Origin of the sequence: Pseudomonas sp. DR48 (assembly GCF_019823085.1) — a bacterium.
Lineage (GTDB): Bacteria > Pseudomonadota > Gammaproteobacteria > Pseudomonadales > Pseudomonadaceae > Aquipseudomonas.
In genome coordinates this window covers 4,521,760-4,538,395 of the sequence record NZ_CP081946.1, presented here as the reverse complement: position 1 = coordinate 4,538,395, position 16,636 = coordinate 4,521,760, and the positions used below count along the sequence as shown (strand labels likewise).

17 protein-coding genes are annotated in these 16,636 nt (G+C 60.8%); 11 read left to right on the top strand and 6 right to left on the bottom strand.

Going from position 1 to position 16,636, the window contains the following annotated elements; all coding sequences use genetic code 11:
• The first annotated feature begins 94 nt into the window (after nt 1-94).
• The 6 genes from mmsB (at nt 95) to K5K95_RS20585 (ending at nt 6,126) form a co-directional block, all read left to right on the top strand.
• The gene (gene mmsB / locus K5K95_RS20610) at nt 95-985 is read left to right on the top strand and encodes a 3-hydroxyisobutyrate dehydrogenase (RefSeq protein ID WP_222585835.1); all 891 of its coding nucleotides are present in this window, start codon (nt 95-97) and stop codon (nt 983-985) included.
• 2 nt (nt 986-987) lie between these two features.
• A complete protein-coding gene (locus K5K95_RS20605; protein ID WP_222585834.1) occupies nt 988-2,076 on the top strand; it encodes an enoyl-CoA hydratase/isomerase family protein in 1,089 nt (362 codons plus the stop codon).
• A gap of 17 nt (nt 2,077-2,093) precedes the next feature.
• On the top strand, nt 2,094-3,245 hold the full coding sequence (locus tag K5K95_RS20600) for an acyl-CoA dehydrogenase family protein (protein ID WP_222585833.1): 1,152 nt from the start codon (nt 2,094-2,096) through the stop codon (nt 3,243-3,245).
• 63 nt (nt 3,246-3,308) lie between these two features.
• Complete coding sequence (locus K5K95_RS20595) at nt 3,309-4,937, top strand: methyl-accepting chemotaxis protein (protein ID WP_222585832.1); 1,629 nt, start codon at nt 3,309-3,311, stop codon at nt 4,935-4,937.
• Nucleotides 4,938-4,968: 31 nt separating this feature from the next.
• Nucleotides 4,969-5,631, top strand: coding sequence for a TetR/AcrR family transcriptional regulator (locus K5K95_RS20590; RefSeq protein WP_222585831.1), 663 nt, complete (start codon nt 4,969-4,971; stop codon nt 5,629-5,631).
• A 210-nt stretch (nt 5,632-5,841) separates the two neighbouring features.
• Entirely contained in the window at nt 5,842-6,126 is a 285-nt protein-coding gene (locus K5K95_RS20585; RefSeq protein WP_222585830.1) for a hypothetical protein, read from the top strand.
• A 97-nt stretch (nt 6,127-6,223) separates the two neighbouring features.
• On the opposite strand, the gene K5K95_RS20580 is transcribed toward K5K95_RS20585, so the two are convergent.
• Nucleotides 6,224-6,442: a hypothetical protein gene (locus K5K95_RS20580; protein WP_222585829.1), complete on the bottom strand. Its 219-nt coding sequence runs from the start codon at nt 6,440-6,442 to the stop codon at nt 6,224-6,226.
• A 263-nt stretch (nt 6,443-6,705) separates the two neighbouring features.
• On the opposite strand from K5K95_RS20580, the gene K5K95_RS20575 reads away from it, so the two are divergent.
• A complete protein-coding gene (locus K5K95_RS20575) occupies nt 6,706-7,419 on the top strand; it encodes an SOS response-associated peptidase family protein (RefSeq protein WP_222585828.1) in 714 nt (237 codons plus the stop codon).
• Nucleotides 7,420-7,465: 46 nt separating this feature from the next.
• Here the strand turns inward: K5K95_RS20575 and K5K95_RS20570 are convergent, their stop codons facing one another.
• The 3 genes from K5K95_RS20570 to K5K95_RS20560 form a co-directional block, all read right to left on the bottom strand.
• On the bottom strand, nt 7,466-7,666 hold the full coding sequence (locus K5K95_RS20570) for a hypothetical protein (protein WP_222585827.1): 201 nt from the start codon (nt 7,664-7,666) through the stop codon (nt 7,466-7,468).
• Between the two features lie 104 nt (nt 7,667-7,770).
• Nucleotides 7,771-8,250 carry a sn-glycerol-3-phosphate transporter gene (locus K5K95_RS20565; protein ID WP_222585826.1) on the bottom strand — a complete coding sequence of 160 codons (480 nt, stop codon included), beginning with the start codon at nt 8,248-8,250 and terminating at the stop codon, nt 7,771-7,773.
• A 166-nt stretch (nt 8,251-8,416) separates the two neighbouring features.
• Nucleotides 8,417-9,349, bottom strand: a complete 933-nt coding sequence (locus K5K95_RS20560; protein WP_222585825.1) for a helix-turn-helix transcriptional regulator — start codon at nt 9,347-9,349, stop codon at nt 8,417-8,419.
• 584 nt (nt 9,350-9,933) lie between these two features.
• On the opposite strand from K5K95_RS20560, the gene K5K95_RS20555 reads away from it, so the two are divergent.
• From K5K95_RS20555 to K5K95_RS20540, 4 genes are all read left to right on the top strand, one after another.
• On the top strand, nt 9,934-11,283 hold the full coding sequence (locus K5K95_RS20555; RefSeq protein WP_222585824.1) for an MFS transporter: 1,350 nt from the start codon (nt 9,934-9,936) through the stop codon (nt 11,281-11,283).
• Nucleotides 11,284-11,380: 97 nt separating this feature from the next.
• On the top strand, nt 11,381-12,073 hold the full coding sequence (locus K5K95_RS20550; protein WP_222585823.1) for a fumarylacetoacetate hydrolase family protein: 693 nt from the start codon (nt 11,381-11,383) through the stop codon (nt 12,071-12,073).
• A gap of 45 nt (nt 12,074-12,118) precedes the next feature.
• Nucleotides 12,119-12,877 carry an SDR family oxidoreductase gene (locus tag K5K95_RS20545; RefSeq protein ID WP_222585822.1) on the top strand — a complete coding sequence of 253 codons (759 nt, stop codon included), beginning with the start codon at nt 12,119-12,121 and terminating at the stop codon, nt 12,875-12,877.
• Between the two features lie 33 nt (nt 12,878-12,910).
• Entirely contained in the window at nt 12,911-13,867 is a 957-nt protein-coding gene (locus K5K95_RS20540; RefSeq protein WP_222585821.1) for a 2-hydroxyacid dehydrogenase, read from the top strand.
• A 1,438-nt stretch (nt 13,868-15,305) separates the two neighbouring features.
• Here the strand turns inward: K5K95_RS20540 and K5K95_RS20535 are convergent.
• Together K5K95_RS20535 and K5K95_RS20530 are read right to left on the bottom strand one after the other, a co-directional pair.
• The gene (locus K5K95_RS20535; RefSeq protein ID WP_222585820.1) at nt 15,306-15,686 is read right to left on the bottom strand and encodes a heme-binding protein; all 381 of its coding nucleotides are present in this window, start codon (nt 15,684-15,686) and stop codon (nt 15,306-15,308) included.
• A 67-nt stretch (nt 15,687-15,753) separates the two neighbouring features.
• A complete protein-coding gene (locus K5K95_RS20530; RefSeq protein WP_222585819.1) occupies nt 15,754-16,536 on the bottom strand; it encodes an ABC transporter substrate-binding protein in 783 nt (260 codons plus the stop codon).
• Between the last annotated feature and the right edge of the window lie 100 nt (nt 16,537-16,636).

Here is a 16,636-nt window from a genome sequence, read left to right as displayed (position 1 = left end):
GCCCAGCGTCGGCCGGCCGGAGTTGAACGGTGCATTCGCAGACATAACGGGTCGACGCGCAACAGCGCCTCCCCACTCGCAAAAGGTAGTCATCATGCATATCGGTTTTCTCGGCCTGGGTAACATGGGCGGCCCAATGGCGCGCAACCTGCTCAAGGCTGGCCACAGCCTGACCGTCTTCGATCCTTTCCCGCAGGCGGTCGCCGCCCTGGTCGAGGCCGGCGCCAGCGCCGCTGACTCGCCCGCCGCCGTGGCCAAGGCCGGGGTCGAGGTGATCGTCACCATGCTGCCAACCGCCGACCACGTGAAGCAGGTCTATCGCGGCAAGGACGGCTTGCTGGCCAACATCGGCCAAGGCGTACTGTTGATCGACAGTTCGACCATCGACCCGATCAGTGCCCGCGAAGTCGCAAAATTCGCCCTGGCCCAAGGCAACCTGATGCTCGACGCACCGGTCTCCGGCGGCACCGGCGGCGCGACGGCAGGCACCCTGACCTTTATGGTCGGCGGCCCGGTCAGTGTGTACGACCAGGCCCTGCCGGTTCTCTCGGCCATGGGCAGGAACATCGTGCACTGTGGCGGCGCGGGTAACGGCCAGGTGGCCAAGATCGCCAACAATATGCTGCTCGGCATCTCCATGGTCGGCGTCGCCGAATCCATGGCCTTGGGTGTGGCTTTGGGCATGGACGCCAAAGTGCTGGCCGGTGTCATCGGCACGTCCACCGGTCGCTGCTGGAGTTCGGAGATCAACAATCCGTTCCCGGGCGTACTGGAAAATGCCCCGGCCTCGCGTGGTTACACTGGCGGCTTCGGCACCGACCTGATGCTCAAGGACCTCGGCCTCGCCACCGAAGCCGCCAAACATGCGCGTCAGCCAGTGGTGCTCGGTGCTGCCGCCCAGCAGCTCTATCAGACCTTCAGCCTGCAAGGTAACGGCGGCCTGGACTTCTCCGCGATCATCAAACTGTTCCGTGGGGAAGCGTAAGCATGAGCGAGCAGCAAGCCCCGGTGCTGGCCAGTGTGCGTAATCGCATCGGCCACCTGACGCTGAATCGACCCGGCGCGCTGAACACTCTGGACCTGCCCATGGTGACACTGCTGTGCCGGCACTTGTGGGTGTGGGAACAGGACCCGGAGATTGTCGCCGTGACCCTTCGCGGCGCCGGGGAAAAAGCCTTCTGCGCTGGCGGCGACATCCGCATGCTGTACGACAGTCACAAGGCCGGGGACAACCTGCACGAGCTGTTCCTCGAGGAAGAGTACGCCCTTGACGAGTACCTGCATGGCTACTCCAAACCGGTGCTGGCGCTGCTGGACGGTTTCGTCCTCGGCGGCGGCATGGGCCTGGCGCAGGCTGCCTCGCTGAGGGTGATCACCGAGCGCACGCGGATGGGCATGCCGGAAGTCGGCATCGGCTTTTTCCCCGATGTCGGCGGCAGCTATTTCCTGCCGCGCCTTCCGGGTGAGCTGGGTCTCTATCTGGGGGTCACTGGCTGCCAGGTCCGTGCCGCCGATGCGCTCTATGCCAACCTGGCCGACTACTGCCTGCCCAGCGAGCGACTGGTCGAACTGGATGCCGCCCTGAATCATTTGAACTGGACCGGTGCGCCCGAGGAAGACTTGCAAGACCTGCTCGCCGGCCTGGCCACCGAGCGCATCGCGGGATCGGAACTCAAGGCTTATCGCCAGGTGATCGATGAGTATTTCTCCTTGCCTGATGTGCCGGCGATTCGCAATGCGCTGCAGCGCGAGCAGCGTCCGGAGTTGCGCGACTGGGCCGAACAGACGGTCGCGCTGCTCGATAGCCGCTCGCCGCTGGCAATGGCCACGACACTGGAGCTGTTGCGTCGCGGTCGATACCTGAGCCTGGCCGACTGTTTTGCCCTGGAGTTGCACCTGGACTACCAGTGGTTCGACAAGGGCGACCTGATGGAGGGCGTCCGCGCCCTGATCATCGACAAGGACAAGACCCCACGCTGGAACCCGCCAACCCTGGAGGAACTGGTACCGGCGCGGGTGCAGGCTTTCTTCAGAGAATTTCGCCCAGCCTCTGGCACTCCCCTTCGCACCGCCTGATCGGCAGGAGACTCGCAATGCACGATATCGAATTGACCGAAGAACAACGCATGATCCGCGACATGGCCCGTGACTTCGCCCGCAGCGAAGTCGGCCCGCACGCCCAGGCCTGGGAGAAAGCCGGCTGGATCGATGACGCCGTGGTGGCGCAGATGGGTGAACTGGGCCTGCTGGGCATGGTGGTGCCGGACACCTGGGGCGGCAGTTACACCGACTACGTCGCCTACGCCCTGGCCGTGGAAGAAATCTCGGCCGGCGACGGTGCGCTCGGCGCCTTGATGAGCATCCACAACTCAGTGGGCTGTGGCCCCTTGCTGAAATATGGCAGCCCATCCCAGCAAGACCGCTGGTTGCCGCTTCTGGCCAGCGGCCAGGCCATCGGCTGCTTCTGTCTGACCGAACCACAGGCCGGTACCGAAGCCCATAACCTGCGCACCCGCGCCGAGCTGCGCGACGGCCAGTGGGTGCTCAACGGGGCCAAGCAATTCGTCAGCAATGGCAAGCGTGCCAAGCTGGCCATCGTCTTCGCCGTGACTGATCCGGAGCTGGGCAAGAAGGGCCTGTCGGCCTTCCTGGTGCCGACCGACAATCCCGGATTCGTGGTCGATCGCAGCGAACACAAGATGGGGATCAAGGCGTCCGACACCTGCGCGGTGACCCTGAGCAACTGCACCATTCCCGAGGACCATCTGCTGGGTGAACGCGGCAAAGGCCTGGCCATTGCCCTGTCCAACCTCGAAGGCGGTCGCATCGGCATTGCCGCCCAGGCCCTGGGCATCGCCCGCGCCGCCTTCGAGGCCGCGCTGGGGTATGCCCGCGAACGCATCCAGTTCGGCAAGCCGATCATCGAACACCAGAGCGTGTCCAACCTGCTCGCCGATATGCACACCCGGCTCAACGCTACCCGCCTGCTGGTGCTGCATGCCGCACGCCTGAAAAGTGCCGGTCAATCGTGCCTGTCAGAAGCGTCGCAGGCCAAGCTGTTCGCCTCGGAAATGGCTGAGCGCGTGTGTTCCAGCGCGATGCAGATCCACGGAGGCTACGGCTATCTGGAGGACTACCCGGTGGAGCGCTACTACCGTGATGCGCGCATCACCCAGATCTACGAAGGCACCAGCGAAGTGCAGCGCCTGCTGATCGCCCGCGAGCTGACCCACTACGCGCTCTGAGCCCCTGGCCGGACGCACCCTGCGTCCGGCTGCTTGTTCTTTCGCCCCCTCCTGGAGTTGCCCATGCTCGGCCTGCGTAATATTCCCATCAGCCGCCGGCTGTGGTTGATCCTGCTGATGTCCATCCTGATGCTGCTGATTCTCGCCGGCCTGATGCTCAAGCAGAGCTATGACGATCTCTATGCCGCCAAGGCGCTGAAAACCCGCCACGTGGTCGAGACCGCCAGCGGCGTCCTGCGCCATTTCCAGGAGATGGAAGACCACGGTCTCAGCCGTGAGCAGGCGCAACAACAGGCCAGCGCGGTCATACGCGACCTGCGCTACGACCGCGAGGACTACTTCTGGATCGAAGACCTCGACACCCGCATGGTCATGCACCCCAACGCCAAGCTCCAGGGCAAGCGCATGGCGGGCACCCTCGACCCGGATGGCAAAGCCTTGTTCGACGAGATGGTTGCCGTGGCCGTACGCGACGGTTCAGGGCTGGTGCGCTACAGCTGGCCCAAACCGGGTTCTGACGCGCCGGTAGAAAAGGTGTCCTACGTCGAACTGTTCAAGCCTTGGGGCTGGATCGTCGGCTCGGGCATCTACATCGACGACGTGCATGTCGAGTTCCGCCGCCAACTGATACAGGCCTTCGTCATTCTGGTGATGATCGCCCTGCTGCTCAGCGCGCTGATCCTGTTGATTGCCCGCAGCATCGCCTCGCCACTGACGCAAGTGGTCAATGCCATGGAGAACATCGCCAGCGGCGACGCCGACCTGACCCGTAACCTGGACAGCCGCTGGCGCGACGAACTGACCGCCATGAGCGGCCACTTCAACGCGTTCACCAGCAAACTGCGCGGGGTGATCGGCCAGTCCATGCAGACCGCCGTCAGGCTGGACAAAGCCTCGCAATCGCTCGGCGAGATTGCCAGTGACAGCCAGCGCCACAGTCAGGCGCAGTCACAGCAGATGGAACTGGTGGCCGCCGCCATTCATGAGGTTTCCTACGCCGTGCAGGAAGTGGCGAAGAACGCCGAGCACGCCGCCAACGAAGTCCGCCAGGCCGATGAGCAGGCACGACAGGGCCAGCACAACATCGACAGCAGCCTGCGCCAGATCGATCAGTTGTCCGAAACCATCGGCCAGGCCGTCGAAGTGATTCAGAGCCTGGCCCAGGAAAGCACCCAGATCGGCAGCGTGCTGGAAGTGATCCGCGCCATCGCCGAGCAGACCAACTTGCTGGCGTTGAACGCTGCCATCGAGGCGGCGCGCGCTGGCGAGCAGGGTCGCGGTTTTGCCGTGGTGGCAGACGAAGTACGCCTGTTGGCGCAACGCACGCAGCAGTCCACCGCGCAAATCCAGGGCATGATCGAGCGCCTGCAGGGCAACTCGGAAGCGGCGGTCAATGTCATCAATGCCAGCAGCCAAGCCGCTCAACAAACCGTGGAACAAGCCCGCCAAACCGGTGAGAGCCTGCACCAGGTGATCGGTGCGTTGCGCAACCTCACCGAACTCAACGCCTCGATCGCCAGTGCCACCCTGGAGCAGTCGCACGTGGTCGAGGACATCAACCAGAACGTCACCCGCGCAGCCTCGCTGGCCCACGAGAATGCCCAGGCCGCAGACCGCTCCAACGAGGCCAGCCAACAGCTGGGCCAACTGGCAAGCCAGCTCAATAAGCTATTGGGGCAGTTTCGCGTATGAGGTGGATCAACAACGATGGAGGCCTGATGTCATGACCCTCGCCCAGCCAGTCACGTCCCGTTGCGCCAGACCGAATTGCGTTGCGCCGCAGGCCATCGACTCGCGCTACCTGGAAACCCGCCAGAAGGCGCTTGAGCTGTTCGCCAAGTGCGGTTTCAGCCGGGTCAGCATGCGCGACCTGGCCACTTATCTGGGGATTAATGCGGGCTCCATTTACAACCACATCGAAAGCAAGGAAGCCCTGCTGTTCGAACTGATCGAGGAGCTCTATGAACAGTTGCTACATGGCGCCAGCCTGGTGACTCGTCGCAAATCCACACCCGAGGTACGACTGCACGGCTTGTTTGAGGCGCACCTGTTGCTGCATGAACGAATGGGCGCGCATTTCCGTCTGGCTGAGTACGACCTGCATTGCCTGAGCAGCGAACAGCACGCCTCGATCCTGAGTCTGCGCCGACGCTACGAGGAGCATCTGGTGGAAACGATTGAGCAGCTCACCGGCAAACCGGCCAGCGCCACCCGACGTGCCACCCTGAGCGGGATCGTTTCGCTGCTCAACCAACTGCCGGCCTGGGTCGGGGAGCCCCAGGCAAGTGGCAGGGCACGTCGCAAGCTGCTGCATGAGATGGTGATGAGTACCCTTCAGGGCGCGTTGCAGGCGACTCATGCTGCAGGCGCTCGGCTGACGCGCTAAGAGGCCCGCAAGCCTATCGGCATCAACGAAACACGACCTGCCTAAGGCTGATCGCCGAACCACTCGCCTGTAAAAAAAATATCCGTCAGGTTTCGATGTGGTTTTTTTACGTCTACCTTTATCCGTCAGAACTCACCTCTGCACCAAAAGGCAAACAACTAACGACAAAAGTACATACGAATACATGCTCCCCCACTTAGAGGATCAGACATGCATCCATCCTTTCTGCAGCGCATCGACGAACTCTGCGCCCTGCTCGGCCCGTCCAGCGCAACCCGCATCGAATTCTTCCGGCGCTGTAACCGATTGAAGTCGCGCCGTGGTGTTCGCTATCAGGTGGTGACCAAGAAGCTCGGCATTTTCCATGTCGTCGAGCGATACACGGGCAAGACGTGGGCCTTGCGCTCCAGTTACCGGGAGGCCATGGAATTCGCCATCTACCTCGAGGAAAAGTCCAACCGTCGCAAGGGAGGCGTGCGGCGCATGGCGAGCTGATGCCGCATCTGTGAGACGCGGTCATCGCAGATCGTAAAACCCGTCTCTGAAAGACTACGGCCAGCCGTGAGCCTGCTTTTCTACGGGCGGCAGAAGTTCATGCGACTTTGAGCGCGATGGTCGATCGTCGCCCGTCAGCCATGAGCTGCAGATACGCTTGCCATTTTTTGAACGCTTGTTGTTGTCGGTTGGAGGCTTCCAGCCACCGAGCGCCACCGATGAGCTCGACCGGGATAGACATCATCTGCTCGGTCGCAGCATCAAGCTCATCAACGAGCTTGCGCCCGTTCGGCATTTCGGAAATTAGAGATCGCATAGGAACCTGGTTTTTTTTGGGCTACTACATCGACTTGCTAACTGTTTGATCGTGCGCAGGTCCCGACGAACGGCGACTTTATTGTTTATTTGCGTTGAGCGCGGCATGAAACACCGCCGCCCGCGCCCCGGGTGGCGTATTCGATGACCAGGGGAGTCCTTATTAAAACTCCCTCAACCACTTCCCTGATCTGATCTGATCCAACAAATAATGAAACCGCCGGCCACGGGTCTATCCTGAATACACAGCAGGAGGGTGCAATCATGTGCGGACGCCTTTCCCAGTACCGTGGCATTCATGACTTCGTCGCGGCCCTCAGCATCCCCAACGCCCTGCTCAATGATGCTGGCGATCAGCCTTTGGAGCTCTATAACGCGGCGCCCACCACGCAGCTCGCGCTCTTTCACCGCGATGGCGAATACCTGCGTGCCGACAAGGTGCGTTGGGGCTGGCGCCCACACTGGGCCAAGGACCGTGCCGCGCCGATCAACGCCAGGGTGGAAAAAGTCGCTCACGGTCCCTTCTTCAAAGACATCTGGCCGCACCGGGCGATTCTTGCGATCGACAACTGGTTTGAGTGGGTTTACGAAGGCGGCCCGAAAAAACAGCCCTATCTGATCCGTCACCACGACCGCACGCCCATTCTCTGTGCTGCGATCGGCCATTACCCCATCGGCGAGCATGAGCCCAGCGAGCATGACGGCTTTGTAATCATCACCGCCGACAGTGCCGGCGGCATGGTGGACATTCATGACCGGCGGCCGGTCGTGCTTGCACCAGAGCTGGCGCGGGAATGGCTGGATCCGGCCACGCCCAAGGAGCGGGCCGAACAGATGGTGCTGCTGGAGGGTGAGCCGGCTGAGGCGTTTGAATGGTTTCAGGTAGATCGCGCGGTGGGCAACGTTCGCAACCAAGGGCCGGAGCTTATTGTGCCAACCAGCAAGATCAGCGGCGGTCACTACAAGGGTAACGGTTAAGCCTGGCCCCTGCCGTGAAGAGCCCAGCGCGATGGCTGGGCTCAGTTTATCTTCTATGTTCCATCATCTTGTCCGCGAGAACGGTCGCCCTTTCGACCAATAGGTTCTGCCTGTCCTCGTGACTCGAATTCGGACCGCCGATAACCGGTGCAGTCAGGTTGCTTTCCGCAATCAATGCAGCACAAAAGTATTGATCCCAGACAGCTCTGTTTTCTGCAGCCTGAGTGCTCATTTGGACCGCTTGCATAGGCGCCTCCTGTTGATGAGGTTGCGCACCTATTTTACGCCCGAACTGCAAACACCCCACGACGCTGCGGACAGTCGGCAGGCATGCGCGCCGGCGCAGTTTCTTTAGAATCGCAGGCCCGCGGTGACCAGCGCCGCATTGAAACCGAGCAACACCAGCTCGGTGGTTACAGGCCCGTAATGAACCCCCAATGACGGAATGATCACGGGGGCAACGCCGAAGTGATTGAGCGGGATTTTGTCTTTGTATTTGCCGTGATAGCCCTCAACGGCACCGCCGGTCAATTTCATATACACCGGGTAGTCCGCGCTTTCGTAGCGCTTGCCGACGTAGGCGTAATAAGAGCGCTGGCTGAACGAGTTACGAAAGGTCGCCCCGCCAAACAACCAGCCGGAGGGCTCGTTGCGCTCCAGCCCGATCAAATCCTGATTGTTATTGTGGTCAGGGTCTGGCGAGTAGTGCCGGGTATAGACGCTGGTTTGCAGTTGCCAGAATCCCTGGTTTTTTTGAGACGCGTCGTCCTGAGCCAGTGCATGAGCAGACTGGGCCATCAGCAGAAAAGCGCAGATCCATGGTTTTTTCATCGATAGCCCCCTGAGAGGCAGTCGGGCTCACGCTGGAAGGCGTGCATTGAGTCGCAAACGTTAGTCTAGTCGGTGAAAAAGGAACACCCGAACCGCTCGACCCAGCCGCCATGAGCCCATCGAATTCGAACACAAGCCCTTCAGCGGCGATGCGAGTGCTGAACCGTCATGTGCTGGAGGGTGATTGTGGCGTGTCGGGATTGAGTTGCTGACGCCTGAATTGCCCTGGAGGCTGGCCGTGGATCTGGCGGAAGCGTCTTGAAAAATAGGCTTCGTCGGCGAAGCCGCACAACCTCGCCACCTCCCCCACCGGCCGCGTTCCATTGAGTAAATAATTGCGCGCCGCGTGCATCCGACGCTCGAGAACCAGTTCGGTGAACGTCTTGCCGATTTCCTTGCGCAACCAGTGCGTGAGGTACGTCGGCGACAGGTAGGTCGCAGCGGCGACCTTGATCAGGTTGAGATCGGGATCGGCGATGTTCTTGCGCAAATACTCCGACATCCTGCTCAGTGCGTCGCGCCGGCTGACTTCGGCGGCATTCTCTTCGGCCAGCCGTTTCAATGGCTCCGCGTACAAGGCGCAGACACTTCCAATCAATTGCAGCAGCAAGCCCTTGAGCATCTCACGGGTGCCGAACTGACGGTTTCCGTCGAGCACGCGCATCTGTTCGATCAGCCCACAGACCTTGCTGAAATCTTCATCGGCCAGAATGAAATCCAGATGCTCCTGAAAGCGGAACGGCGACAACTCCGGTGCCAGGAGAATCGAGACCTCTTCCAGATCCATCGGATCACACTGCAAGTGCGGCAGCAGAAAGGTCTGGGAAAAATTGATCACCATGAAGTTGCTGTCAGCCGGATGCGGAATCACGTGCACGCGATGCGGCAGGATGAAGGCCAGTGTATTGCGTGGAAACGGGCGCTCGACGTTGCCGATGTGCTGCACGGTATCGCCACCGAGATTGACCTGGATCTGGAAATACTCGTGGCGATGAGGACTCGTTTCGGCGTTCCGGCCTTTTTTGTCGCGGATGTAAAAGTCTGTCAATTCGCTACGTTGCTGCATGACGTAAGTGGGTACTCGATTCGATGACGACATCGCCTGAGGCTCCTCGACAGGTACATGGGCAGGTTGTCGTCGCGCCGCGGAACAGGCGGCGACGTCGCTGATTGTGTCGGCCGCCACGGTCGAATTCAATGCGTCATAGGATGACAGCAAAAATCAGAGAATTAATTGTATTCGTGTGTGCCACGTCGTCTGTCCAAAAAAATACGCCAGCACCAGATTAATTAACCAATAACAATCAATAACTTATAAAACATTTAAGACAGAACCGCGGAAATGAGCGGATTTGATTTTTCTTGGACACCTGCACTAATCGCTGTTTTCAGGAGAAAAAACGATCTAACGCCTCCGTTGATTTTGCGAAGTTGTACGACCACTCTGACAGCCAATGCAGCCCGACCCTTCCAAAAACAATCACAAGGTGCGCACGCAATGAACCTGTTTCTTTCCCACGCCAACCCTCCCCCGACCGAGCCTGTCCGAAGGCGTATCTGAGCGCCTGACAGCGTCTGTTCGCGCCTCTCATTCAAGTAGCGATGCTCTGCCCCGACACTGCGGGCATCGGTTTCGGCTGCGCGCGAACAACTGGATTCCTCTAACAATAAAAAGGTCTACTCATGTCGAACTCGCACACCTCCCCGTCCACCGCGCCGTCGGTGAGCGCCGACGCCCGGGACGCCCTGTTGCCTCAGCGCCTGCCGACACGTCGGCGCTGGTTCATGCTGTCGTTGCTGCTGATTGCGACCATCATCAACTACATCGACCGCGTAAATATCTCGATTGCCGCACCGTTCATGGCCAAGGATCTGGGGCTGGACAAGATCGAGATGGGCCTGATTTTTTCCGCGTTTGCCTGGACCTACGCACTCGCCCTGGTCCCCGCAGGGTTCATTGCCGATCGCTTCGGTTCCCGGGTCACCTACGGGGTGTCACTGATCAGTTGGTCGGCCGTCACCGTGTGCCAAGGCTTTGCCACAGGATTCGCATCATTGTTTGGGCTGCGCCTGGCAGTCGGTGCCATGGAAGCTCCAGCATTTCCTGCCAACAGCCGAGCGGTGACGGTGTGGTTCCCGGCCCGGGAACGGGGCCTGGCCAGCAGTATTTACGTGTGCGGCCAATATCTGGGCACCGCCCTGTTTACCGGTGCGCTGTTATGGCTGGCCACGACCTATGACTGGCGCCACGTTTTCTACAGCACCGGGATACTCGGCATTGTGTTCGGTGTGATCTGGCTCTACGTGTACCGCGATCCGCTGAGCTGCAAGAACGTCAGCGAGGAAGAGCTGAAGTACATCGAAGCCGGCGGTGGACTGGTCAAGAGCAGTCAGGAGCGCACCCGGTTCAACTGGCGGCAGATCGCCGAGCTGTTCAGCTATCGGCAGATCTGGGCGATTTGCATCGGCAAATTCGCCAGCACCTCGGCGCTGTACTTCTTCCTGACCTGGTTCCCGACGTACCTGATCGAAGAACGCAAGCTGACCATGATCAAGGCCGGGATCTTCGCGGTGCTGCCGTTCGTGGGGGCAACGGTCGGCATTCTGCTCGCAGGCATCATCTCCGACTTGCTGATACGCCGTGGTTACTCGATGTCCTTCGCTCGCAAGTTGCCCTTGGTGGTCGGCTCGATGCTGGGCATGTCGATTGTGCTGGTGAATTTCACTGACTCGAACGTGATCTGCATTGCCGTGCTGACCATTGCCTTCTTCGCCCAGGGAATCGCTTCCTCATCGTGGGCGGCCGTATCGGAAGTCGCGCCCAAGGAACTGATCGGCCTGACCGGCGGGGTCACCAGCCTGGCCGCCAACATCGGCGGGATCGTCACCCCGATCGTGATTGGCGGCATCGTCCACGCAACCGGCTCGTTTGCCTACGCCTTCTGGTTCATTGGTGGCGTGGCGCTGATGGGGACCTTGTCCTATTCGTTGCTGCTCGGTCGCTTGTACCGCATCGAACTCAAGGTGCGTTGAGCCAAGACACCGTTTTTCTCCAACACGAGGCGGCATTCGTCCAACTTCACAAAAGATTGCCGCCGTACGCTGACGCTTCTAACAGGACACCTGAAAAATGACCATGACCGAGTATGTGTTTACCCCGGATCTGCCCGTGACCTTGCCGGTTGCCGGCAGCCAGCAGCGCTTCCCCGTTGGCCGGGTATTTTGCGTCGGCCGCAACTACCCTTGGCCAGACACCCAAGGCCAATCCCGTCAGCCGCCAGTGTTCTTCATGAAACCGGCGAGCAACGTGGTGGAAGCGACGGGTGAAGTGACCTTCCCGCCGTTGACCGAAGAGTTTGCCCACGAAATCGAATTGGTCGTGGCCATTGGCGAGGGTGGCGCCAATATTCCTGAGAGTCAGGCGTTGGCCTATGTCTGGGGCTATGCCGCCGGTCTTGATCTGACCCGTCGCGATGTCCAGCGCTCGGCCAAAAGCAATGGTTTGCCGTGGGAAGGCGCCAAGGTATTCGACGGCGCCGCGCCAATGACCGCCATCGTGCCGGTGACTCGCGCGGGTCACCCTGACGGCGACTTGTGGCTGAACGTCAACGGCCAAGAGCGCCAGCGCGACAGCCTCGACAGTCAGATCTGGTCAGTCAGTGAAATCATCAGCCGCATCTCGCAATCAGTCGCGCTGCGGGCCGGCGACCTGATCATGACCGGCAGCCCGGCAGGCGTCGATGTGCTGCAGCCCGGCGACATCATCAACGCCGGGATCGACGGCATCGGCCAACTGGAAATGCGTGTCGGCCAGCGACCTTGAGCCCGGCACACACCCTCGTGAATTGTAAAAAAAGGAGATAACCACATGAACCGTCCTTTGAAAGTGGCGCTGGTCACCGGCGCCGGTAGCGGAATCGGCCGCGCCGTGGCCCTGGGCCTGATGGCCGACGGGTTCACCCTGGTACTGGCCGGACGCCGGCCAGAACCCCTGCAGGCATTGGTCGACCTGGCGAGCAGCGAGGGCCACGAAGCCTTGGCGGTCCCCACTGACGTGCGCGATCCGGCCAGTGTCGATGCGCTGTTTGCAACCATCAGCGAGGTCTACGGACGCCTCGACGTGGTGTTCAACAACGCCGGGGTCAACGCCCCTGCCGTGCCGCTGGATGAACTGACGTTCGAGCAGTGGCGAAACGTGATCGACACCAACCTCAACGGGGTTTTCCTCTGCGCCCGTGGTGCCTTCGCACTGATGCGCCGGCAACAGCCACAGGGCGGACGCATCATCAACAACGGCTCGATCTCGGCACACACCCCACGCCCGTTCAGCAGCGCCTACACCGCCAGCAAACACGCGGTGCTGGGACTGACCAAATCCCTGGCCCTGGACGGGCGCGAATTCAACATCGCCTGCAGCCAGATCGACATCGGCAACGCCTTGACCGAGATGTCGGTGCGCATGACCAAAGGTGTGCGCCAGGCCAACGGCAGCATCGCGGTAGAGCCGATGGTGGACGTTAAGCATGTGGCCGATGCCGTGCGCTACATCGCCGGTCTGCCGCTGGAGGCGAACGTCCTGAACATGACCGTCATGGCCAGTGCCATGCCGTTTGCCGGTCGCGGTTGAACCGGCCTTTTTATTCCGTTACGCGAGGTTTACATGAAACCAGAAGTCTTGCAGCTCAGCCCGATCCTGATCCCTGAAATCAACACGCGGCTCGATGAGTTGTTCACCGTCAGACGTTACTTCCAGCAGGCCGACAAGCAGGCTTATTTGCAGGAACACGGTGGCAACATTCGCGGGGTGATCACCGGCGGGCATACCGGGATCAGCCAGGCGCTGATGGCGCAGTTGCCGAAACTGCAAGTGGTGGCGGTCAATGGCGTCGGCACCGATGCGGTGGACCTGGCCTACGCCAGGGACCGTGGGATCCGCGTCACCGCGACCATCGGCGCGCTGACCGAAGATGTCGCCGACCTGGCCATCGGCTTGCTGATTGCCGTGTGTCGCGGGCTGTGCACCAGCGATCGTTACGTGCGTTCGGGCCAATGGCCCCACAGCGCGACACCATTGGCCCCCTTGCCTCTGGCGCGCCAGGTGTCAGGCATGCGTATCGGCATCGTCGGCATGGGCCGGGTCGGGCGTGCCGTGGCAACCCGCGCCGCTGCCTTCGGCTGCCCGATCAGTTACACCGATCTGCAGCCCATGAGCGATGTGAGCCACACGTTCTTCGCCGATCTGAAACAGTTGGCCAGCAACAGTGACGCGCTGATTCTCGCCGCCGCGGCCGACAAGGCTGAAGCCATTATCAATGCCGAGGTGCTGCAGGCGTTGGGCAAAGGTGGGTATCTGATCAACGTGGCCCGGGGCAAGCTCGTCAACGAGGCGGACCTGGTGTCTGCACTGGCGGCCGGCGAGATCGCAGGGGCAGCGCTTGATGTGTTTGTCGATGAACCGAACGTGCCGCAGGTGCTGTTTGGCAATGAGCAAGTGGTGCTGCAGCCCCATCGCGCGAGTGCGACGCTGCAGACTCGCACGCGGATGGGCGAGATGGTGGTGGCAAGTCTGGTGGACAGTTTTGCCGGGAAGATACCGCAGGGTTCCGTGACTGGCTGAAGGTTGGCTACCGAGGGCAATGCTGTTCACTTAAGAGAGTTTTGGGGTTGGGGTTGGGGTTGGGTTGGGTTGGGTTGGGTACATATCCGTTGCTGCGGTAACGGCGGCTATTGGTTCCGCTCTTACAGCGGGTCACTTGGAAAAGCCCCAAGTAACCAAGGGCTCTTGCCCCTGACGTTCGGTGCCTCGCCAAGGCTCGGCATGCCCTCGCTCCGGTCCTGCTCCGTGGGCCCGCCGCCATCGGCCATCCATGGCCGGGGGCGGCTACCGCGGCATCCCTGCCGCGGTGCCCACTGCGCAGAACCTGCGCTCGGCCTCACGAGGGGGCGTGCACCGCAAAAGCCAAAGCGAGGCGGCCTGCGGGCCGACCTGATTCTTCAACGCTTACGCGTCCTAATCGTTCCCATGCTCCGCGTGGGAATGTCGCCGGGGACGCTCTGCGTCCCGCTGTCGAGACCAGACTTGAGTCCTGCGCAAGGGTGACGCGGAGCGTCACGGGATGCATTCCCACGCGGAGCGTGGGAACGATCAACTGCTATAGCATCGCGAGCAGGCTCGCTCCCACATAAAGCACACCGGAGCACAGCTAACGAGGCGGCCTACCGGCCGACCTGATTCTTCAACGCTTACGCGTCCTGATCGTTCCCATGCTCCGCGTGGGAATGCCGCCGGGGACGCTCTGCGTTCCGCTGTCGACACCAGACTTGAGTCCTGCGCGATGGTGACGCGGAGCGTCACGGGATGCATTCCCACGCGAAGCGTGGGAATGATCAACTGCAATAGCATCGCGAGCAGGCTCGCTCCCACATAAAGCACACCGGAGCACAGCTAACGAGGCGGCCTACCGGCCGACCTGATTCTTCAACGCTTACGCGTCCTGATCGTTCCCATGCTCCGCGTGGGAATGCCGCCGGGGACGCTCTGCGTTCCGCTGTCGACACCAGACTTGAGTCCTGCGCGATGGTGACGCGGAGCGTCACGGGATGCATTCCCACGCGGAGCGTGGGAACGATCAAAGCAGATCGGCGCAGCGCTTTTGCTCCTCACCACTCATCAGGCCGAGCGTTAGCTCGCCTTTAGCTTTTGATCTTGATCTTGATCTGCCCCGTCGGGAGGCCGAACGCAGGTTCTGCGTAGTGGGCAACCCGGCAGGGATGCCGGGTTAGCCGCCCCCGGCCATGGATGGCCGATGGCGGCGGGCCCACGGAGCAGGACCGGAGTGAGGGAATGCCGAGCCACAGCGAGGCACCGGACGTCAGGGGCGCAAGCGCTTGGTTACTTGGCGCTTTTCCAAGTAACCCGCCGTCAGGGCGGAACCAATAGCCGCCGTGACCGCAGAAACGGATATGCCCCCAACCCCAACCCCAACCCCAAAACTTTCTTAATTGAACAGCATTAGCCCTTCGAGCGGACGTTGCGCTCCCTCCCTGCCTCGGCATCAGAAAAACAGTTCGACGCCACCCAACTTGAGCCATGGATTACTGCTGTCCAAAGCGCCACTGGCGCAAAACCAGATGGCAACGCCTCCCTCGAGCATGCCTTTAAGGTTCGGCGCACTGATGAAGGCGTGGCGCCCGCCATTGATCATGTCTTCGTAAACCTTGCTGTCGCGACGACCCAGCGCTGCGGTACGCGCTTTTTCCGTGGCGATGTAACCTGCAATCGGCGCCGTATTATCCAGACGCAGCAGACCCAGCGGATGACCGCCGTCATCGACGACGCAAATCGCCACGGGCCAGTTGCGTTGATGGGCCAGGTCTTTTGCCGTCGACAGCATTTGCGAAACGTTTTGCTCGCTCAGTAACGCCTTGGTTTGCATCTCGACTCCAATCAATGAAAAAAACGGCCGCATGCTCAAGCATGCGCGCCGATAGAACGCCCGGTCGTTACTCGCCGTAGATATCGAAGTCGAAATACTTCTGGCGGATCTTGTCGTAGGTGCCGTTGGCACGAATCGCCGCCAGGGCCTGATTGAAACGACCGGCCAGGGGATCGCTCTTGCGCACCGCAATACCGATGCCCGTGCCGAAGAATTGCTCTTCGGTAAAATTCGGACCGACGAACTCATAGTCCTTCCCTTCCGGGCGCTTCAACAGGCTTTCATCGATCACCACCGAACTGGCCATGGTAGCATCCAGGCGCCCACCCAGCAGGTCGAGGAAAATTTCATTCTGCGAGCCGTAGCGCACCACTTCGGCACCGGCCGGAGCGAATTTCTCGGTGACGTAGCGATCGAAATTGGTCGCGCGTTGCACGCCGATCCGCTTGCCTTTGAGCTGTGCCGGAATGTCGCTGATGCCACTGCCCTTCTTGAACACCAGGCGCGCCGGAATACGGTAATAGCGATTGCTGAAATCGACCGATTTCATCCGCTCCGGGGTCATGGACATCGACGAAATCACCGCATCGACTTTCTTCACCTTGAGTGCAGGTATCAACCCGTCGAACTCTTGTTCCTGCCACACGCACTGGACTTTCATCTCGGCGCACAGGGCCTGACCAATGTCGTAATCGAAACCCACAATCTGGTTGTCCGGGGTTTTCGAAGCGAACGGCGGGTAGGCCGCTTCGATGCCCAGGCGCAGAGGTTGCTCCGCCGCCTGTACGCCGACACCCAAGGCCAACAGTGAGACCAGCCCTACTTTCAAGACCATGCTTTTTACGTTCATTCATAGCTCCAGATGCGATGTTGTTTATGTCGGGCGCTCCGCAATCGAAGTCATCCGTTATGGCAGCAGCAATGTGAACTCACGGGAGTGGCGGCTCTGT